The organism is Pantoea sp. V106_11 (genome assembly GCF_029967885.1).
Classification (GTDB): domain Bacteria; phylum Pseudomonadota; class Gammaproteobacteria; order Enterobacterales; family Enterobacteriaceae; genus Pantoea; species Pantoea ananatis.
The window spans coordinates 153372-173667 of sequence record NZ_JASCAK010000030.1; the positions used below are offsets into that span (position 1 = coordinate 153372).

The 20296-nt window shown below is 57.1% G+C and carries 20 protein-coding genes; 3 read left to right on the plus strand and 17 right to left on the minus strand.

All coding sequences use genetic code 11. The annotated features are described in order from the left end of the window. Positions 1-38: 38 nt before the first annotated feature. From araD to QLG08_RS14510, 11 genes are all read right to left on the minus strand, one after another. Entirely contained in the window at positions 39-737 is a 699-nt protein-coding gene (gene araD / locus QLG08_RS14460; protein ID WP_238493273.1) for an L-ribulose-5-phosphate 4-epimerase, read from the minus strand. Then, complete coding sequence (locus QLG08_RS14465; protein ID WP_014595123.1) at positions 734-1594, minus strand: L-ribulose-5-phosphate 3-epimerase; 861 nt, start codon at positions 1592-1594, stop codon at positions 734-736. Before QLG08_RS14465 ends, araD begins: the two co-directional genes overlap by 4 nt. After that, positions 1591-2247 (minus strand): 3-keto-L-gulonate-6-phosphate decarboxylase UlaD, encoded by a 657-nt coding sequence (ulaD, locus tag QLG08_RS14470; RefSeq protein ID WP_174260848.1) that lies wholly within the window; start codon positions 2245-2247, stop codon positions 1591-1593. The genes QLG08_RS14465 and ulaD overlap by 4 nt, the downstream gene beginning before the upstream one ends. Next, positions 2244-3725: an FGGY-family carbohydrate kinase gene (locus tag QLG08_RS14475; RefSeq protein ID WP_014595125.1), complete on the minus strand. Its 1482-nt coding sequence runs from the start codon at positions 3723-3725 to the stop codon at positions 2244-2246. The genes ulaD and QLG08_RS14475 overlap by 4 nt, the downstream gene beginning before the upstream one ends. After that, positions 3722-5017: an MFS transporter gene (locus QLG08_RS14480; RefSeq protein ID WP_028715955.1), complete on the minus strand. Its 1296-nt coding sequence runs from the start codon at positions 5015-5017 to the stop codon at positions 3722-3724. Before QLG08_RS14480 ends, QLG08_RS14475 begins: the two co-directional genes overlap by 4 nt. A gap of 15 nt (positions 5018-5032) precedes the next feature. After that, on the minus strand, positions 5033-5500 hold the full coding sequence (locus tag QLG08_RS14485; protein ID WP_028715956.1) for a YhcH/YjgK/YiaL family protein: 468 nt from the start codon (positions 5498-5500) through the stop codon (positions 5033-5035). A 10-nt stretch (positions 5501-5510) separates the two neighbouring features. Further along, a complete protein-coding gene (gene yiaK, locus QLG08_RS14490; protein ID WP_014595128.1) occupies positions 5511-6509 on the minus strand; it encodes a 3-dehydro-L-gulonate 2-dehydrogenase in 999 nt (332 codons plus the stop codon). 252 nt (positions 6510-6761) lie between these two features. Beyond that, positions 6762-7592 (minus strand): SMP-30/gluconolactonase/LRE family protein, encoded by an 831-nt coding sequence (locus tag QLG08_RS14495; RefSeq protein WP_014595129.1) that lies wholly within the window; start codon positions 7590-7592, stop codon positions 6762-6764. Positions 7593-7606: 14 nt separating this feature from the next. Continuing rightward, positions 7607-8707, minus strand: a complete 1101-nt coding sequence (locus QLG08_RS14500) for a substrate-binding domain-containing protein (protein WP_013024267.1) — start codon at positions 8705-8707, stop codon at positions 7607-7609. Continuing rightward, positions 8704-9804: an ABC transporter permease gene (locus QLG08_RS14505; RefSeq protein ID WP_028715957.1), complete on the minus strand. Its 1101-nt coding sequence runs from the start codon at positions 9802-9804 to the stop codon at positions 8704-8706. The genes QLG08_RS14500 and QLG08_RS14505 overlap by 4 nt, the downstream gene beginning before the upstream one ends. Positions 9805-9826: 22 nt before the next feature. Next, positions 9827-11353 (minus strand): sugar ABC transporter ATP-binding protein, encoded by a 1527-nt coding sequence (locus QLG08_RS14510; RefSeq protein WP_028715958.1) that lies wholly within the window; start codon positions 11351-11353, stop codon positions 9827-9829. 318 nt (positions 11354-11671) lie between these two features. On the opposite strand from QLG08_RS14510, the gene QLG08_RS14515 reads away from it, so the two are divergent. Next, positions 11672-12484: an IclR family transcriptional regulator gene (locus QLG08_RS14515; protein WP_014595130.1), complete on the plus strand. Its 813-nt coding sequence runs from the start codon at positions 11672-11674 to the stop codon at positions 12482-12484. Between the two features lie 39 nt (positions 12485-12523). Here the strand turns inward: QLG08_RS14515 and QLG08_RS14520 are convergent, their stop codons facing one another. From QLG08_RS14520 to QLG08_RS14540, 5 genes are all read right to left on the minus strand, one after another. Continuing rightward, positions 12524-13045, minus strand: coding sequence for a GNAT family N-acetyltransferase (locus QLG08_RS14520; protein ID WP_024471391.1), 522 nt, complete (start codon positions 13043-13045; stop codon positions 12524-12526). A 177-nt stretch (positions 13046-13222) separates the two neighbouring features. Next, on the minus strand, positions 13223-13762 hold the full coding sequence (locus QLG08_RS14525) for an ATPase AAA (protein ID WP_013024272.1): 540 nt from the start codon (positions 13760-13762) through the stop codon (positions 13223-13225). Between the two features lie 77 nt (positions 13763-13839). Then, positions 13840-14151: a cupin gene (locus QLG08_RS14530; RefSeq protein ID WP_014606875.1), complete on the minus strand. Its 312-nt coding sequence runs from the start codon at positions 14149-14151 to the stop codon at positions 13840-13842. A 212-nt stretch (positions 14152-14363) separates the two neighbouring features. Next, complete coding sequence (locus QLG08_RS14535) at positions 14364-15704, minus strand: carbohydrate porin (RefSeq protein ID WP_013024274.1); 1341 nt, start codon at positions 15702-15704, stop codon at positions 14364-14366. 207 nt (positions 15705-15911) lie between these two features. Next, positions 15912-16874 carry an aldo/keto reductase gene (locus QLG08_RS14540; protein ID WP_013024275.1) on the minus strand — a complete coding sequence of 321 codons (963 nt, stop codon included), beginning with the start codon at positions 16872-16874 and terminating at the stop codon, positions 15912-15914. Between the two features lie 388 nt (positions 16875-17262). Here QLG08_RS14540 and QLG08_RS14545 point away from each other — a divergent pair, with 388 nt between their 5' ends. Beyond that, on the plus strand, positions 17263-18396 hold the full coding sequence (locus QLG08_RS14545; RefSeq protein ID WP_228225441.1) for an endo-1,4-beta-xylanase: 1134 nt from the start codon (positions 17263-17265) through the stop codon (positions 18394-18396). Here QLG08_RS14545 and QLG08_RS14550 read toward each other — a convergent pair. Further along, positions 18379-19383 (minus strand): helix-turn-helix domain-containing protein, encoded by a 1005-nt coding sequence (locus QLG08_RS14550; RefSeq protein WP_013024277.1) that lies wholly within the window; start codon positions 19381-19383, stop codon positions 18379-18381. The genes QLG08_RS14545 and QLG08_RS14550 overlap by 18 nt on opposite strands. Before the next feature lie 119 nt (positions 19384-19502). Between QLG08_RS14550 and QLG08_RS14555 the strand changes: the two genes are divergently transcribed. Next, positions 19503-20282 carry an alpha/beta hydrolase gene (locus QLG08_RS14555; RefSeq protein WP_014595134.1) on the plus strand — a complete coding sequence of 260 codons (780 nt, stop codon included), beginning with the start codon at positions 19503-19505 and terminating at the stop codon, positions 20280-20282. The last annotated feature ends 14 nt before the right edge of the window (positions 20283-20296 follow it).

The window sequence follows — 20296 nt, forward strand, 5'->3', positions numbered from 1 at the left end:
AGTTAACCGCTCCTGCTGAGTAAGATAACCACCGTGGATTACTGCCCGTAATAGGCATTTGCTCCATGCTTTCTGAGAAAGTGCTTGTCCAGTAAGGGCTGTTGCATGTGGGTAATACCGGGCGTCAGCTGGCGGGAGAAAATGCCCATATAGGCGATCTCTTCCAGCACCACCGCATTGTGAACCGCGTTATCGGCGTCTTTTCCCCAGGCAAAGGGCCCGTGCGCGTTAACCAGCACGGCAGGAATAGCGGTCGGGCTGATGCCGCGCGTGCGGAAGGTTTCAATAATCACTTCGCCGGTATTGTGTTCATAGTCGCGGGCTATTTCGGCCTCCGTCATCAGCCGGGTGCAGGGAATGGCCCCATAAAAATAGTCGGCATGGGTTGTGCCCCAGGCGGGCAGGTCCTGACCGGCCTGCGCCCAGATGGTGGCGTGGCGCGAATGGGTATGCACAATGCCGCCAATATCCGCAAAGGCGCGGTAGAGCGCCAGGTGCGTCGCGGTATCCGACGAGGGTTTTTTACTGCCTTCCACCACCCGTCCGCTTTCCAGTTCCACGACCACGATGTCGTCCACCGTCATGCCGTCGTACTCCACGCCGGAGGGTTTGATGGCCATCAGCCCCTGCGCGCGATCGACAGCGCTGACGTTGCCCCAGGTAAAGGTCACCAGCTGATGGCGCGGCAGCGCCAGGTTGGCGGCCAGCACCTGCTCTTTCATGGCGGCTATGCTCATACTAAACCTCCTTCCTGCATTTTCTGTTCAATCCAGCGCCGGGCCTGCACGATCTCTGCAACCGGCTCCTCGGCTTTTTCCGTCCACATTTCAATCAGGAACGATCCGCGATAGTTCAGCGCCTTAAGCGTGCGGAATACGCCGACAAAGTCCACGCAGCCCTGACCAAAGGGGACGTCCCGAAACTGGCCCGGCGAGCTTGCGGTCACGGGTTGGGTATCCTTCAAATGAATCGCGGCGATGCGATCAATACCCAGGGTCAGTTCGGCGGTGACATCATTGCCCCAGGCGCTGAGATTGCCCACGTCCGGATAAACGGAAAACCATGGAGAAGCCTGCTGCTGCTCCCAGACTTTCCACTTGCTGATAGCGTTCATAAACTCGGTATCCATGATCTCAACCGCCAGCATCACCTGCGCCGCGGCGGCGCGTTGCACCGCACGTGACAAGCCTTCGGCAAAGCGCGCCACGGTGCCATCATCGTGGGGTTCGTAATAGACGTCGTAACCGGCAAGCTGAATCGTGCGGATCCCCACGTCCTTTGCCAGTTGGATGGCGCGATCGATCAGATCGTCTGCCCGCTGGCGGATCGCCGGATCGTGACTGCCAAACGGAAAGCGGCGATGCGCCGACAGGCACATGGAGGGAATGGTCACGCCGGTTTCAATCATGGCGTTGACCAGCGACAGGCGCTGCTCTTTGCTCCAGGTCAGGCGCTCCAGCCGCACGTCGGTTTCGTCTACCGACATTTCCACAAAATCAAAGCCACAGGCTTTTGCCAGCGCCAGTCGTTCAGGCCAGGTGAGGTTAGCGGGCAGGGCTTTCTCGTAAATACCTAACGGATGCTGGCGTTTCATACTGTTCCCCAAATGCTGGCAATGGCCTGATGGAATTCCGCTGCGCGTTGAATGCCGCTGGCGGGATCGCTGAGGGCGCGCCCGGCGATAAACGCTTTCACGTCAACGTCTTTAAATTGCGCAAGATCATGAGGCGTAATGCCGCCCGTGATGGAGAGCGCAAAACCCAAATCCGACAGGGCTTTCATGGTATCCAGGTCATGCTGATTCCATTGCTGCCCGCTGGCCTGGGCATCTCGCCCCCGATGGTAAATGGCCTGTTTCAGCCCCAGTTGCCGCCAGCGGCGGGCATCGTCCAGCGTCCAGTGACCAAACAGTTCGATTTGAATATCGCCCTGGTGCTGCTGCGCCACGTCCAGCGCGCTGGCAAACGTCGCCAACGGTGCGGCACAGATGACCGTCATCCAGCTTGCGCCCGCCGTGAAGGCCATGTCTGCCAGCGTGCCGCCGGCATCCGCCACTTTATAGTCGGCCACCAGGGTCTTTTGCGGATGCTGCTGGCGCAGACGGCGCACGGCTTCGACTCCGCAGCTCAGGCACAGCAACGTACCGGCTTCGATGATATCGACATGCTGATGCAGCTGCTGTGCTGTCTCCAGCGCCGCATCCAGCGCGGTATGATCCAGCGCCAGCTGGAGTAAAGGCAGGCTCATAAGAGGGCTCCTTGTGCGTCACTCAGGACGCGGATCAGATGCTGATAACGCTGATACTTCTGCTGATAACGGGCATGCCGTGTGCTGTCCGGTAGCCAGGTGACGATATCCGGCGCCAGGGCCTGCTGGGCCTGCTGCAGCGAGGTGTAAGCACCGGTGCCGGTCAACGCCACCAGCGCCGCGCCCAGACAGCCGCTTTCGCTGATCTGCGGCACTTCAACGCGCAGGCCGCTGGCATCGGCAAACATCTGCATCCAGGGCGCGGAGCGCGTAGGGCCGCCGCTCAGACGCAGGGCAGTGACCTGAGGAAAGCGTTGCAGAATGCGGTTGAGATGCGTCAGGTGGGAGAACACCACGCCTTCGTAGATGGCCTGCACCAGGTGGGCACGCGTGTGGCCCGCCTGCAGACCAAAGAAACTGCCGTGCAGGTCGGCCCCGGCGTTGGTGCCGTACAGAAAAGGCAGAAACAGCAGCGCGCTGCTGGCAGGTTCCAGCTCCTCGACCCACTGATTTAATTGTTGGTAGTCGCGGATGCCCCACTGTTCACAGAACCACTCCAGGTTTGCCGCCGATGTCGGGCTGGCTTCGTGGATAAGATACTGGCCTTCAATGGCATAGCGACCGTAAACGTAGGGATAGTCTGCTTCATCGCTAATGCAGTCGGTAATGCCGCTGGTCACCGACCAGGTGCCCATCACCGCGTTCAGGCGCGTTGCGTCATTCAGTCCCGCACACAGCGCGGTGGACATCACGTCAAACAGGCCCCCGACCACAGGCGTGCCGGGCAGCAAACCGCATGCGGCGGCAGCCTGCGCGGTTACATAGCCGGCAATCTGCGTTGATGCCACAATCGGGGGCAACGCCGGCACGATCTCGCTGATATCCAGCATCTCAGCCAGCGCGGGCGACCAGTCTGCCGCCTGCATGTCGTACAGATTGGATTCAGAGATGTTAGTTTCTTCACAGGCCAGCTCGCCGGTCAGACAGAAACGCAGGTAGTCGTGGGCCATCAGTACGCTGCCGATTGCGGCGTAGCGCTGCGGCTGATGCTGCTTTAGCCAGCGCAGGAGCGACACCGGATGGCCGGTCCAGAGCGTCTGCCGGGTGAGAGGATAGAGTTTTTGCGGCATGCCTTCCCGCTGCCACTGTTGCACCAGGCTCAGGGCGCGACGATCGGAGGATAAGATGCCATTTCCCAGCGGATTGCGATCTTTATCCAGCAGAAACAGCCCTTTACCCTGAGCAGAGATGCCTAATCCAGCGACGTCGGCGGCATCCTGACCGCTGCGGGTCAGTACTTCGCGAATGACCGCTGCCGCCTGCTGCCAGAGCAGCGTCATATCGCGTTCGGCATAACCCGGCTCTGGTACCTGTACCGGCAGGTTTTGCCGCGCAACGGCCAGCTCGCGGCCCTGCCTGTCGTAGAGTCCGGCTTTAATAAAGGTGCCGCCGCAGTCCAGTCCCAGCCAGCGTTTCATAATGCCTCCCGTTTCGCAGAATCACAGCGGGCAGGCAGGGTCATTGCCAGCAGCGCAGCCAGCGCCAGCGAAATGGCAAGGCTGTAAACCCCGGCATCTTTGCTGTAGAACGCAATCAGCACGCCGACCATGTAAGGCCCACAGAAGCCGCCAAGGTTGCCCAGTGCGTTGATCAGGCCGCGTGCCCCGCCCGCGACCTCGGCATTGAACAGGCGCGGCGGAATACTCCAGAACACGCCCGCGGCAGACTGAATAAACACGCCACAGCCCACCAGCGCCGCGTAGGACCACCAGATATGCGCTTTTAGCAACACCGACAGCGCCATGCATAGCGCAAAACCTGCCAGTGGCAGCGCCACAAACAGCTTGCGCCGCCCGGTTGCATCCGAAAGAACAGAAAACAGAAACATGCCGAAGATCGCCCCGACGTAGGGCAGTATGGCCAGCATACCAACCTGCTCGACATTGCCGTGGGTCAGCTCTTTAAGAATGGTGGGCAACCACAGGGTGTAGCCGTAAATGCCGGTCTGATAAAAGAAATTGACCAGAATCAGCCTCCACATCACGGGCTCGTGCATGACCTTAAGCAGAGAAGCGTTGCGCACGTTCTGCTCTTTGATCATCAGTTGCTCGTTGTGCAGGGTCGTAATCAGATACTGCTTTTCAGCCGGAGAAATCCACTTCGCCTCCTGCGGCCGGTTGCTGATGGTGAAATGCCACAGGGCCATGACGACCAGCGATAACGCGCCTTCCACGTAAAACAGCATGCGCCAGTCCCAGCCGGTAATGATCCAGCCGGAGAGCGGCGCGGTAATGATCCCGGCGATCGGGACAAACATGATCACAATCGCATTGGCGCGGCCGCGCTCGGCATCCGGGAACCAGTTGCCGATCATCGTCAGCACCACCGGCAGCATGCCGCCTTCGGCGATCCCTAACGCAAAGCGCAGTGCCAGCAGCTGGTACTGACTGGTTGCCATGCCGGTCAGTATCGAAATGACTGCCCAGGCCAGCAGCGACCAGCCAATAAAGCGTTTGCCGTTACCGTAGACGGCCAGCTTGCCGCCTGGCACCTGCAAAAACAGGTAACCAATGAAGAAAATACCGCCCGCCAGACCGGCCATTGAGGCGCTGATGCCCAGTTCGGCGTCCATTCCGCCCGGCATGGCAAAGGCAATATTAACCCGATCCATATAGGAAATGATGCAGGTGATCAGGACAGGCGGAATGATCCGTAACCAGCGCAGGGCAGGGATCTTTTCACGGTTAACGGCAGTTGATGTCAGACTCATGGCCTTTCTCCTTGCTTACGCCAGATCGCAGGTGGGGATCTTGACCACCACTTTGCGAATCGGTCCTGGCGTGCTCACCGCGCAATTAGGCCGGTGGATATCCTGCGGAAAAAACACGGCAAAGGTGCCCGGCAGCATGCGCACCTGGGTCTCATGCGGCACGTGCTGGTAAAAAATAATGTCGCGCTCCGGGTCGTAAGGCTGATGCACCGCGAAATCCACAGGCTGCGTTGCGACGCCGATGACTTCTTCGCCCGTAACCAGGTACTGCACATCAATGTGCAGGCGGTGTGCTTCCGGGTAGTTCTCCTCGGCCGGAACGGTGTGCAGATCCAGTACCTGCATAACCCAGCCGGTTTCACTGTCCTGATAACGTCCCGCCGCCAGGGTGAGCAGGTCGTAGCGGGTCAGGCAGGCGATCGCTTTGGCGATCGCCGGAGGATAGTGACGCGGGTCGGTATTCGCGATGTGTCCGGTGATCATGATTCCCTCCTTACAGCGCCTGGATACGCGCCCAGACGCGCTCATCTACCGGAATGCCAAGTCGCTGATTTTCAGCCCGCAGCGGCGGAAACTTATCGCCGGGCAGGCGAATGGCCTGCGCGCTGTCGGCCCGTTCAGCGTTGATAATCGATGCCCGGATGCGGTCGAGCTTGTGCTGGCGGGTTTCACCGTCGATAAGGCGGTCAACATCAATCGCGATAAAGACCTGCGAGATGCCGAATTCATCGCCGTTGTCGTGTGTCACTTCGGTGACGGAGGCACCGTTGGAGAGCAGGGTGGCCAGCATGTCCAGCACCACCGACAGCGCGGAGCCTTTCCAGTAACCCATGGGTAAGATGCGACGGTTCTGCTCAAGAGTGGCCGGATCGCGCGTGTAATTGCCTTCATCATCAAATCCGCCATCGACCGGCAGGCTCTTACCGGCCAGACGGTTCACTTCCAGCATGCCGTAGGAGAACATCGACATCGACATATCCACCATGGTGATTGGCTCGCCTGGTACGGCGATGATCAGCGGGTTGGTGCCGATAGCGCCGCTTTTCGCGCCCCAGGGCGGCATCACGGCAATGGAGTTCGTCCAGCAAATGCCCACAAAGCCCTTTTCCGCTGCCTGCCAGCCATAACTGCCGCCGCGCATCCAGTGATTGGCATTACGCAGTGCCACCAGCCCAATACCGTGATCCGATGCCAGGGCCATAGCACGATCCATCATCCCGTGCGCGGTGATGTTGCCGATGGCGCGCTGCGCATCCCACTGCTCGATCGCGCCCAGCGACAGGACTTTTTGTGGTTCCGCCTCGGGCACGATATGGCCAGCATCCAGCTGCTGAATAAACCGCGGGAAGCGGTTTACGCCGTGGGAATACACGCCGTTGAGACTGGTTTCGGTAAACATGCGCGCGCAGGCTTCGGCTTTATCCTGAGGCACGTTACGACCTGTAAGTACGCGGAGAAACTCCTCATACAACTGCTGATAGCTGATTCTCATACGACTGATACTCCCAGCGTTACCGCTTTATTTCATAATGTGGAATGTCATTTCAACTAAATGCTATGGGGAAAAGCCGGGCCAGTCAAAGAAATGACCGAAAAATTAATCAATAAAAATCAGTATCTTATATTTATTGTCGGCTTTTGTGATCTCTGGCTTATTCGCCAGATTTTGCCCACAGGCGGGCCGGTCAGCCCAAGAGAGGCTGACCTGATTGACGCGTGCGGCATCCCTGCCTGAGCAGACGGCTTAGGGCAGCCTTACCCGGTAGAGCGACGTGTTTGCGGTGATATAGAGTTCATTATTATCCGGCCCACCCAATGTGCAGTTGGATACCGTTTCAGGGATCGGAATTTTGCCTTTGCGCTCTCCGTCAGGGTTAAAAATAATCACGCCGTCTGCGCAGCTACAGTAAATGTCGCCGTGAGAATCGACACAGAATCCGTCCGGGAAGCCCGGCGTGACATCGGCAAAAAACTGGCCGGGCGACAGCTCGCGTCCTTTAACCTGATAGACCCGGAGCTGGTGGCGCCCCAGAGTTGGAAAGTCCACCACCGACATATCGGCAACATACAGCAGGCTCTCGTCGGGCGAAAACGCCAGCCCGTTAGGCCGTTGCAGATCGCTGGCCGCAATACTGAGCTGCCCGGAGGCGGGATCGAAGCAGTAGAGATAGCAGCCAATCACCTGACTCGGGGCCAGATAGCCTTCGTGATCGTTAACGATCCCGTAAGGCGGATCGGTAAACCAGATGGTGCCATCGGCGCGGATCGCCAGATCGTTGGGCGAGTTAAAGCGCTTGCCCTCTACTTTGTCGATCAACACGTTGACCGTGCCATCCAGTTCGGTCCGGCTGATAGCCCGGCGGCCGTGTTCGCAGCTGACTACGCGTCCCTGCCCATCCCGGGCATTGCCGTTGGCATAGTTAGCGTGATGACGCCAGATGCTGAGCTCACCGTTGCGCTGCCAGCAGTACATGCGGTTGCCTTTGACATCGCTGAATACCACCGCATCGTGCTGCGGCAGCCATACCGGGCCTTCGGCCCAGATGGCAGGGGAACACAGTTTTTCTACCTGCATGCTGCTGGCCTCCGTTACTTCACGCCCCAAATGGTTTTATAGTGCTGCTGATAACCGTTTTCGGGGTCGTAGTTATTTTGCGGTCCGCCATCCCGGCTAATATTTTCCTGAGTAATTAAGTGCGCAGGCGTGACATAGCCGGAAGGCGGCTGGCCAGCGAAGGCGCGGTTGAACTCATCCAGCAACTGCCAGCCGTGCAGTTTTAACGGTTCTGCCACGGTTGCCGACTGGCTTTCACCATTGCGAATACGCTGGAAGGCCGAGACAGACCCGTCGCCCGCAGAGATATTGTATGGCGCGTTTTTGCCCCCCTTGCCTGCGGTTTTCAGCGCCGGTGCCATGAAGTCAAAATAGAGATCGTTAATCGCCAGCGAGTACTGCCAGCGGTCGCCGTACTTCTGTAACAAGCTGAAGGTGAGCGACGGCATACGGTTAGAGGTATCGGCCAGCGGCGTGTCAATAAAGTCGATGACCTTACACTCGCTGCACTTTTCAATTTCCTGCTTCATCGCATTGGCTTTATCCAGCGCGATTTTGTACAGCGAGTCGGTAAAGATGATGACCTGAGCTTTACCGCCTGATTTCACCACCGCGTACTGTGCCGCCAGACGGGCAACCTCATTTGAGTCAGAAGTAATGTTATCCGTAATGCCGTACTGCTTAATCGGGCCTGGCTGTGGCTCCGCATGCCAGGCCATCAGCACTATCTTTTGCTGGACCGCTTTTTTGAGCGGCATTTTGGCGACGTTGGGGTTCCAGCCGCCAATAATGATGCCGTCAGGGCGCTGGGCAATAGCCTGATTCAGCGCGGCAAGCTGATCTTTCACCGACCCCGCACCGTCCAGCGTATCCAGCTTCCAGCCCGCCACTTTCGCCGCCTCGCTCAGCCCCTGCTGAACCCCCTGTACGCCGCCATTTTTCATATCTGAGGCGATAAAAATCAGTTTCTTGTTCGCCTGGAGTTTCGGCCCCGTGGTAGGGCCATCCCAGGTGGTGGCGCTGGACGTGGCTTTGGCGACGGCCGCGGTGGCCTGTTCCAGGTAGCTGTCTGCATGAGCGGGCAGAGAGGCGACCAGCATGGCAACGAGAGAAAGACCAAATACCGGATTTTTCATAATGAGTTCCCTGGTGTGATGGTTTTTTGCTGTGGGTCAGGTGTTGTTGCTGGCGTGCTCTGACTGCGCACGACAGCTTTTTGGTTCAACATACGGCGACGCTGGGCGTAGCCGGCAAGCGTAATCGACAGCAACAGCGTGGCACCGTTAAATAAGGGTTCAACCCAGAAGGCGCCACCAAACTGCTGAATACCGGCGATACCAATAGCCAGAATGGCGATGCCCACTACGGTGCCCCAAACGTTAACCCGTCCCGGACGAATGGTGGTGCTGCCCAGAAAGGCGCCCACTAAGGCAGGCAGCAGGTAATCCATCCCGACGCTGGCCTGGCCGACGCCCTGTTCTGCGGCAATCAGCACGCCGCTGAAGCCGGTAATGACGCTGGAGGCGATAAAGGATCCAATGACGTACTTATTAACGGCGATGCCGTTGAGGCGTGCCGCGACGGGATTACCGCCCACGGCATACATGCATCTTCCCAGCGGCGTATGCTCGGTGATCAGCCATAACGCCAGCGCCAGGCCCAGCACATAGAATGCGCCAATCGGAATGCCAAGGATTTCCGTGCTGTGCAGCGCGCTGAACGCATCCGGTAAATCGCCCACAATTTGTCGGCCGCCGGAGTGCCACAGCGCAATGGCATACAGCACCGTCCCGGAGCCCAGCGTGGCGACGAAGCTGTCAATGTCTGCCAGCGCGACCAGGATGCCGTTAAGCAGGCCATACAGGGCCGACAACACCAGCACCGTCAGCACCGCCATCTGCCAGGAAAAGCCATATTCCACCTGCAGCGTAATGGCCAGGATGTGCCACAGCACGATGCCAAAACCGACATTGAGGTCGATTTTGCCAACGATCATTGGCAATGTGGCCGCCAGCGCCAGCAGCGCAATTTTTGCCTTACTGGACAGAATCGCCTGTACGGTCAACATCGAAGCGAAGGTGGGGGACAGAACTGAAAACAGTAACGCTAACAGCACACATAACAGCAGTAGCCCGTAGCGGGTGAGGATCTGCATCGACCACGGCGCAAAGCCATGCTGAGCAAGGCTGACCCGTTGTTCGAGCGCGGTGGACTTCACCGAGGTTTTAGACATTTCGTTTCTCCTGACTGCCTGTTCAGACGGTAGCTAATGGAGCAGCAGAACTGGCCGAGGCCAGCTCCAGTAAACCTGCAAACGTAACCTGTTCATTTCTCAGCTCACCCACCACCTGGCCCCGGTTAAACACCAGCGCGCGGTTGCAGATATGAGCAATTTCTTCAAGGTCATTGGAAATCACCAGCACCGCCACGCCTTCGGCGAGGGCTTTATTGAGCAGGTGATAAATCTCTTCGCGTGCGCCGACATCCACGCCAGCGGTAGGATCTTCAAGAATCAGTAGCGGCGCGTTGAGGTGCATCCAGCGGGCCATGACCACTTTCTGCTGGTTGCCGCCGGACAGGGCGCTGATATCCAGGTTGACGTCTTTGGGACGCACGTCGAACAGCTGGACTTTCCACCAGCTGGCGCCTACCTCGGCGCGGCGACCATAGTGCGATATCAGCCGATGACCGCTGGCGCAGGGATTAATAAACAGGTTTTCACGCACGCTCATCGACATCACCAGACTTTCGCCCGTGCGGTCGCCTGCAACCAGTGAGATGCCCGCTGCCATCGCCTCACGGGGAGAGCGTGGGTGGCAGGGGGTGTCGCGAAAAATAACCTGTCCGCTGGTGGCCTGCTTCAGGCCAAACAGCATTCGGCCTATTTCTTCCTGACCGGCTCCGCGCAGTCCTGCCAGCGCCAGCATCTCGCCTGGCTGCAGGCTAAAAGAAACCGGCCCGACTTCGTCAATGCACAGCTGATTCAGCGACAGCACCGGCGGCCGCGCCTCGGGCAGCGCAAGTCGCTGGTTACTCTCCAGCGCCTCGCCCACAATCATTTCCACCAGATCGTGAAGCTTGTAATCTGCCGTAACGCCTTCCGCAACGCGTTTACCGTCACGCATCACGCAAATACGGTCGGCAATTTCGATCACCTCATCCAGGCGATGTGTCACGTAAATCATGCCGACGTTGCGGCTTTTCAGTCGTTCAATCACGCCAAACAGGTGGCGCACGTCGTTGGCGGGCAGCGAGGCGGTGGGCTCATCCAGCACCAGCACTTCGGCGTTGACCGCGACGGCACGGGCGATGGCCAGCAGCGATTTCTCTGTCCGCGACAGTTCAAACACGCGGGCATCGGGGTCCAGCTGAATACCGACTTCCTCCAGCGCCGAACGCGCCCGCTCACGCACCGCCCGCCAGTTGATCAGGCCAAAGCGGCGGTTGAATCCCATCACCAGTGCCATATTTTCCGCCACGGTCATCCACTCAATCAGCCCCAGGTCCTGGTGAATAAACGCGATGGGCTGGCTGGTTGCCGTTTTCAACGCGGCGGCGGATGCCGTGACGTTTCCCTGAAAGGTAATCTGGCCCTCATCGCTGGTATACACGCCAGCCAGCACTTTGATCAGGGTGGATTTACCTGCGCCGTTTTCCCCCAGTAGCGCCACCACCTCGCCGGGGAAGACGTCCAGACTCACATCATTAACCGCGGGGTTGCCGCCAAAGCGTTTGGTGATATGGCTGAGTGTAAGAACCGGTTTATCCGGATGAGGTTGCATTTCTGCCTCCCGTGACGCCTGGTGAGTATCGGCAGCAAGAGCGGCGACCGCTCGTTGCTAATTTCAATATGTGAAATACTATTCCAAAAAATAGTATTCCTGACGCCGGGGAAAAGCAAAGAAGGAGGGTGGATATTTATCTATAAGAAACAGTAAGTTAAAATATTGTTTTGAATTTGTGATGAACAGCGCACTTCTGTCACGACGAGAAGCGTGCGCCCGACCACACTAAAAAGCTAAAGATTCCCTGTCGGTAAGCCTTGAGTTAACATCATGCGTTAGCGCGTTCAGGAAGTGAGAAATGGAGAGGGTCGGTGGATGGCGGTGAAAGTGGATAAAGCAAAGGAAACGAAGAGCGATAAACCCTTAGGGACACAAAGCCTGTTTCGTGGCCTGCAGTTAATAGAATTGTTAAGTAATTATCCTAACGGTTGCCCGCTAGCCCATCTTGCTGAACTGTCTGGAATGAACAAAAGCACCGTACATCGCCTGTTGCAGGGGCTGCACAGCAGCGGTTACGTGACCCAGGCACCTTCGCCCGGGAGTTACCGCTTAACCACCAAGTTTATTTCAGTCGGTCAGAAGGCGCTGTCGTCGCTCAATATTATTCACGTTGCAGGGCCACATCTGGAAAAACTCAACCTGGACGTGGGTGAAACCGTGAACTTCTCCAGCCGCGAAGACGATCACGTTGTCTTGATCAACAAGTTAGAACCTACTACGGGCATGATGCGCACCCGCGCCTACATCGGTCAGCATATGCCGCTCTACTGTTCAGCCATGGGCAAAATTTTTCTGGCCTGGGGCAGCGAAGAGTACCTGCTGCAATACTGGCAAAACCATCAGGACAGCATTGAGCAACTGACGAAAAATACCATTACCACGCTGCCCGAGATGCAGCAGGAACTCAACGATATTCTTCAGCAGCGCACCGCGATGGATCGCGAAGAAAATGAACTGGGCGTCACCTGCATTGCGGCACCGGTGTTCGATATTCAGCAGCGTGTCCCTTATGCGGTTTCGGTATCCCTGCCGACGGCCAAGCTGCAGCAGATTGGCGCGAAGCATCTGATGGCGAAGGTGGTTGCCACGGCGCAGGCCATTTCAGAAGAGCTGGGCTTCACCGCCTGAAAACGCCCTTTTCGGTACAGCAGGCCTGCCGAGCCAGGCTTAGTTTTCAGGTAGCGTGCTGTCTCCGTCACCGAGCGTGCGCTGCATCAGCACCGTATCCAGCCAGCGGCCATGCTTGAACCCCACCGACGTTAATGTGCCGGTCACGGTAAAACCGGCGGCACGGTGCAGGGCGATAGAGGCCACATTGGCACTGTCACCTACGTTTCCCACCATCTGGCGAAAGCCGCGGGACTCAGCCCAGTGAATAGCATGGGCCAGCAGGCGTTTGCCAATGCCTTTTCCCTGGAACGCGGGCGCAATATACAGGGAATCCTCCAGGGTGAAACGATAGGCATAACGGGGCCGGTAAAAGCTCAGATAACAGTAGCCACAAACCTGTCCTTCACTGAGGGCGACGAACCAGGGCAGCCCGGCGGCGCGAAGTTTTTCCAGCCGGCTGGCTATCTCTGCCTCGTCGGGCGGGACGATTTCAAAACTGCCCGTGCCCTGTAATACGTGATGGGCGTAAATCTGTTGTATTGCCGGAACGTGGCTGTCTTCTGCCAGTATTATTTCCATTTCACTGTCTCCCTGCCTGTTAGCGTCGCGAAAGGGCATTGTCATCAGAATAAAAACGACCGGACATCGCGCTTCACCGGCAGAGGCCAGGTTGGCTGCACCGGACGCGGTAAGGCGCAACGCCTCCCACCATACAACCGGGCCAGACACGACCGATCCCGGACAAGAATACGCGGATTACACAGCCAAATTCCAGCGCCTGTAAGCCTCATCAATCGCCTTTGTGCCCTGCAAAAAGCATTTGGGCAGATCGATGTGCGGGTAGCGCGTTTTATAGCGCCTGCGGTTTCCCGGCGTTATCAACGCGATGTGCTTTATCATCGCCCAGTTCACCTTATCCACACTGCCCTCAAGTGCGCCCGGCCGGTTGGCACTGGCGTAACAGCGTCTGACGTAACGCAGCAAGCTGGCGGGCATTGGGACATCAAGCAGAATATAGCCGGTTGCTCGCGCCAGTCGTTCGTTAAGACAGGCTGTGTAGTTGCCGTCCATTACCCAACAATCCCGGTGAATAGCCTGATGATGTAAATGCAAAAACTCAGCCTTCTCTCTTGGCTGCCAGTGGGTATTGGGCAGGTGATAAAGTTGGTCAAGATGAATGGCAGGCAGGGCGGTGTGATGTGAGATCGCGGTCGCAAGCGTTGATTTTCCGCTGTTAGACGGCCCCATAATGCAGATGCGTGGCCCCAGATCCTCAAGACTGATTAACGCATTCATGGCGACGGTCCTGTAGACGGTGTGGTGGATTGCCCTCAGCCCGACGGGCAGAAGGGCAGAAGGGCAATCCAGCAGAATTAGACTGAACCTTCTTTTTCGATCACCAGCACTCGCGCTTCACCCTGGGGATGGGCGACATGCTCGGTACCGATACTGGCATAGAAAATATCGCCCGTTTCGAGACGAATTGTCTTCGTTTCTCCCGCTTCCTTGTAATGCATGTCAACGCAACCATCCATAACGGCAAACACTTCCTGGCCATCATTGATATGCCATTTGTAAGGCCTGTCTGTCCAGTGAAGGCGCACGGTTGTGCCTTCAAAATTAGCAATGTCGAGGGCGCCCCAGGCCTTTTCGGCTGAGAAAGCTTTGCTGACGTAGGTTTTCATTTTTTTCCTGACAGTCTGAACGCGTGTGATACGGTTATATCGCATCACATGAGGCATGATTTGCAAAATATTGCGCATATTGCTGGCAGAGGAAGGGGAGGTCACTCGCACGGGGCCAGGTGAGCCAGCGCGGCACGCCGGGGCGCTGCCACGTGCACGATAAAACCAGCCAGCCGGATGCGGTCACCTGCCCGGCTGGCATGAAGGCGGAATCAGAAGTTCACGTTAGCGCTGATTCCACCCACAAAGGCATCTTTCACCTCACTGACGGCGCCCGGCGCAACAACGTATTGCAGGTTAGGACGCAACTGCAGCCACCTGGTCAACTGGGCGTTGTAGTAAATCTCATAATTGTATTCCGACCCCTCCTGGATGGGCAGGTAGGTTGGACTCGTAAAGTCAGTCTGGCCGCTGGCATCGTTCTGCGCACGCAGCGAGCGGGTATAGGCGCTGTTAACGTGAATACGCGCGGCCCCCACACCAATCTCATCCTGCGGACGGGCATCAAACGGCCCTTTCCAGGTGAAGCTGATGGACTGGTAGTTATCTGTTTTAGAGGTTTTATGATCGTTCATGACCGCCTGAAGGCTGACGCCCAGGCCACGGCTGGCATCACCGCCTTGTGCCGTAAGCTGCTGCTGTAACAGCACATAGCCGCCGTAGGCATGGTCTTTGCTCTGATAGGCGCCATCACGCCAGCTGCCGTAGTTATCGCCATTTGCCGACGAGTAGTAGTAGCCGATGCGATAATTACCCGGCAGCTTCTCCGGTCCGAAAGTCGGTTTCCAGCCCAGTTCGACCGGCACCAGATTGCCTTCAGAATTGCTGGTATCAAGACGGAAGCCGTCGCCCCGGTCGTAGTTCGCGCGGTTCTGATTATAGAAACCAACCTGGAAAAAGACCTCAGGGGTAAAGTTAACCTTCACCCGTCCGCCCCACTGGGATACCGGCCAGTTAAACCAGCGATCGCCGCGCCAGTTACCGGCCTGACCGCTGCCGAATGCCAGGTTCTGAAACTTGCTGTCGAAATTATCGAAGTCTTCTCCGACGGTAACGCGGCCGGCTTTAACATTCACTGTGTTATCGAAAAGGCCTTTGCTTAACCAGAACTGCGTCAGTCGCCAGGTCTGGCCGCGGCCGTAGACTTCCTGTGTCGAAGAGAGCATCCCGGTGCGACGGTCGGCAACCTGATCGGAGATGTTGCGACCATTACGATCGGTGATGGTCACCTGGAACTGAGTATCCTGCCAGTCGAGGAGTTTTTGCAGGTCAAAATTGGCCCCGAAAGCCCACTGATCGCTGTAACGCATTGAGGTATGGGTATCGGCGCCGCCGCCCAGATTAGCGGCGCTTTCCATGGTGTAATTAACGTCTAATTTAATGCCGTCTTGTTCCAGCTGTGTTCGCGAACCGTTCCAGTCACCAAACAGATAAGGTGAATCGTAGCTGAAGGCATCGGCGGCCAGCGCGGAGGCGCTTAGCATCGTAAACATCAGGGTGCCCGCGGCCAGGCGAGGCATAAACTGCACTGCTTTTTGCATATTCATAATCATTATTCTTGTGTGAATGACAGTAATTGACAGGGCAGAGAATAATGCTGACTAAATGTCAATTTTTGCAAATCCGTGCGTATATAACGTCAAGATAATAAGTAATTAACGCAAGTGTGACAGCTCTCTCTGAACGAATATGTTTTTAACAGAAAAGGCATTTATTGCGAGGCAGCGTAAAAAAAGGGATGCCGGAGCATCCCTTTCGCCTCAGGCTTTGCTGGCGCGGGAGAGTTCTTCAATCTCCTGCTTACTTAAGGCCAGTTCCGTTGCCTTTACCAGTTCATCAAGCTGTTGCAGGGAGGTGGCGCTGACGATCGGTGCCGTAATACCCGGACGGGCAATCAGCCAGGCCAGTGCAACCTGAGTAGCCGAAGCATCATGCGAGGCGGCGACATCTTCGAGCGCCTCAACAATCCGCAAGCCGCGTTCGTTCAGGTATTTATCCACAATGCCCTGGCCGCGCTGACTTTTCGCGGCATCCTGAGGTTTCTTGTATTTACCGCTCAGAAAGCCGCTGGCCAGCGCATAGTAATTGATCACGCCAAGGTGGTTGTCGCGTGCGACCTGCTCCAGTTCACTTTCATAACCTTCACGGTCGTAAAGGTTGTATTCCGGCTGCAGGGTTTCATAGCGCGCCAGCCCCTGCTGCTTGCTGATATCCAGCGCCGCCTGCAACCGCTGCGCGCTGTAATTGGATGCACCCAGCGCCCGCACTTTTCCTTCTTTCACCAGTGCGTCGAAAGTGCCCAGCGTATCGGCCAGCGGCGTGGATTCGTCGTCACGATGTGCCTGATAGAGGTCGATAACATCCGTTTGCAGGCGGCGCAGGGAATCCTCCACGGCCTGGCGAATATAGGCGGGTTTCAGCCCTTTTTTCTCTGGCGACATCTCTATACCGACTTTTGTCGCCAGCACGATCTTGTCGCGTTTGCCGCTTTTCTTCAGCCATTTGCCGATGATGGTTTCTGACTCGCCACCCTGATTGCCTGGTGCCCAGCGGGAATAGACGTCTGCGGTATCAATAAAGAACAGACCTTTTTCAACCAGCGCATCAAGTAGGGAAAACGAGGTTTTCTCGTCTACCGTCCAGCCAAACACATTGCCGCCAAAAGTCAGAAGCGGCACGTTGATACCACTGTTGCCGAGCTGGCGGGTTTTAAGCTGCGTCATAGCATTCTCCTTGGTTAAACGAATAAGGTATATCTTTCAGCTTAGCAAAGGAAAATCCTCGTTATTTAATTCGGCTTATCAACCCGTGCGCCAGGCGAATGCAATGTGCCGAGACGGATGAGAAGGGTGAGATGAATTTAGCCCGTATAGGGCAGATGAAAGGGAACGTATTTTCATCTGTTTTGCCCGCCATCAGGCGCCGGCGATGCCAGCTGATAAGGCCATCTTTTCCCGGCACGGAACCTGACCTTGCATTTTTTACAGTCTGAAACCCATCTTAACCAGAATGCAAAGAATCGCGGCAGACGGCGAGGTCGTTTGGCGCTATAAAAAAGCAGGGGCCGGGCCAACGTGGCCGGAATATTGCCCACTGGAATCCGGAGGCATCGTGGCGCTACGTCTTACCGATACCGTCTTTACCTCAACCTCGCCATGCCGACGCCGGTTTCTGAAAAGCAGCGCGGCGCTGATGCTGGCGGGCGCGCTGCCGTTGCCAGTTCTGGCATCCATCCCACCTTTTCCCGCCCTTAAAACTGTTGCGGCGCAAAGTCATCGGCTGTTTGGCTTTGCCGTCAGGCCCGACAGTCTGCAATCCGATGCGCACTATCGGCAGTTTGTGGCGAGTCAGGCGAGCATTATCGTGCCGGAAAATGCGCTGAAATGGATGGCCGTCCATCCCGCGCGCGATCGCTACGATTTCGCCGGGCCCGATGCGATCGCCGCCTTTGCCCGCGAGCAGGGGATAAGGCTTCGCGGGCATACGTTTTGCTGGCACCGCGCCCTGCCGGACTGGGTACAGGCTATTGCTGATGAGGCTGAGCTGGAGAAGGTTTTGAGGCAGCATATAGCGACCGTTGCGGGCCGCTACCGCGGGCAGATTCACAGTTGGGACGTGGCTAACGAAATCATCAATCTCGCCGACGGACAACCTGGTGGATGGCGCAACAGTTTCTGGTATCAGCGGCTTGGTACGCGTTATATGGATATTGCCTGCGAGGCGCTGCACCAGGCCGATCCCCATGCGGTCATCTGTTACAACGATTACGGGCTGGAAAGTGACGATGTGAGTGGGCAAAGGAAACGGGCGGCGGTACTGGCTATGCTGCGCGACTTGCAGTCCAGACATATTCCGATTGGCGCGCTCGGCATCCAGTCTCATCTCAAAGCCGGTCCCCATCCCGCTTTTGGGCCGGGGCTGGCGGCATTTATTCACGACGTGAAATCGCTTGGCCTGAAGGTGTACATCACCGAACTGGACGTGGATGACAGCAGCGTGCCGATGGAGAGCCGGCCGATGGCGGTTGCCGCGCTGTATAAACGCTATCTTTCACTGGTTCTGGAGGCGGGCGTTGCCGCCATTTTAACGTGGGGCGTTTGGGATACGCCGCACCGCACGGCTGCGACACCGAAGGCGGGGGACGCGCTGGCGACCGGGCCGCTGCTGTTTGGTAAAGACGGCAGCATTAAAGAGGCCAGTTGGGCGGCGCTGCACGCGCTCCGCTCATCACCGGATCTCAGATGACGCGCGTGCAGCTATCCACTGGCGATAACGCAGCGGCGTCATCTCCATCATCTGGCTAAATGCTTTACGAAAACTCGTCTCATCCGAATAACCGCAGTCGGCCGCTACTTTGCGAATGCTCACGGCGGGGTTTTCCAACTGAATACAGGCACCTTCAATTCTTACCCGGGTGATGAAGGTCTTGGGGCTTTCCCCGGTCAGCGATTTCATTTTGCGGTGAAGCGTGCGTTCGCTGGTATGCAGGGCGGATGCCAACTGTTCTGCCGTAATGCCGGGGTTTTGATAACGAATAATCTCTTCAGCCCGCATGAGCAAGGGGTGCTGGGTATTGATAAAGCCGGGCGGTGCGTAGAGACGTTGCGACAAGGGTTGGGCATCAGCCACCGTCATATCGGCAATCTGTCTGGTAATGTCAGCCCCCAGCATCGTCTGGAGCAGGTGCAACGTGAGGGCGGTCCAGGAAAGCGGGCCGCCTGTGGTAATAATGTTGTCCTGCTGTTCCAGCGTTTTTCCCCAGACAGGACGGGCGTGAGGGTAACGCTCCCGCAGTGTAGGAAAAAGCCACCAGGTGGTGGTACAACGTCGGCGATCGAGCAATCCCGCCTCGCCCAGCACTAAACCCCCAGCGCAGGCGGCACCTACCGTTGCGCCCTGCTGATGCATTTTTTTTATCCACTGCGCCGCATGCGTGACCGCACCGGCATGAAGCGGAAACCTGTCGCTGCCGAGCGCCATTCCACCTACCAGTACGATGTCGGCCTGAGCGGCCTGGGCAAAATCCCCATCGACATGAAGCCATCGGCCTTGCGCATCCCGAACCGGTTGACCATCTGCGCTGACAATTTGCGTTTCTAACAGCGTGCTGGCAACGCGTTCAGCATAGTCGGGGCGGGAAGCGATAACCTGGCGAGCAATCCATAAGGTGTCACAAAACCCGTTAATCGCTGAAGACAGGCTGCCTTCCAGCGCCACAATCGCAATGCGCATATGCGTTTTCCTCTTAATGGCGAGTTTTGCATGTTAATTGTCCAGTTCGCCATCTTACAAGGTGTTTTTTACAGGGTTACGATGGTCTGCATGATAACGGCTAATGGGTGGAAAGACGGATGTGGGGAAAAACAGGAAAAGCGATACGTTTAAAACTCGCCGTTCTGCTGGGCCTGACGTTACTCAGCACGCAAATCATGGCGGAGGCAGCAGCCATCAAAAACATTGTGTTAGTTCACGGCGCTTTTACCGATGGCTCAAGCTGGAAAGCCGTGATTACCCAGCTTCAGCATAAAGGCTATCACGTTACTGCCGTACAGAATCCGCTGACCTCGCTGCAGGATGATGTCAATGCCACTGAGCATGTCATTGCGCGTCAACAGGGGCCGGTGCTGCTGGTGGGGCATTCCTGGGGCGGGGTGGTGGTTGCCGACGCGGCAAATGATCCAAAGGTCAAAGGGATGGTGTTTCTCTCTGCGCTGGTGCCTGACAGCGGTGAATCTGCCGCCGATCTGTTGCAGCGACTTCATGCCCCGATGACAGGGATGTTGGCTGACAGTCATGGACTGATCTGGCTCGATAGTGCAGACCATTTCGCTGAGATCATGGCCGGTGACGTGCCTGAAGCACTGGTGCGTGAACTGACTGCGGTCCAGCAGCCCATAGCGGCGCGGGCGTTTGATGACAAGGTGAAACGGGCCGCATGGAAAAGCAAACCCTCATGGTATTTGCTGACCACAGATGACAAGGCGCTACCGCCTGCCGTCCAGACGCGCATTGCTGCCTCCATCGGAGCCAGCATTGAGCGCATCGCCTCCAGTCATATGTCTCTTGTTTCACATCCTGAACAGGTTGCGGCTTTGATAGATCGCGCCGCCAGGACCCTTACCACTCCGTAGCGTTAACTTTACCA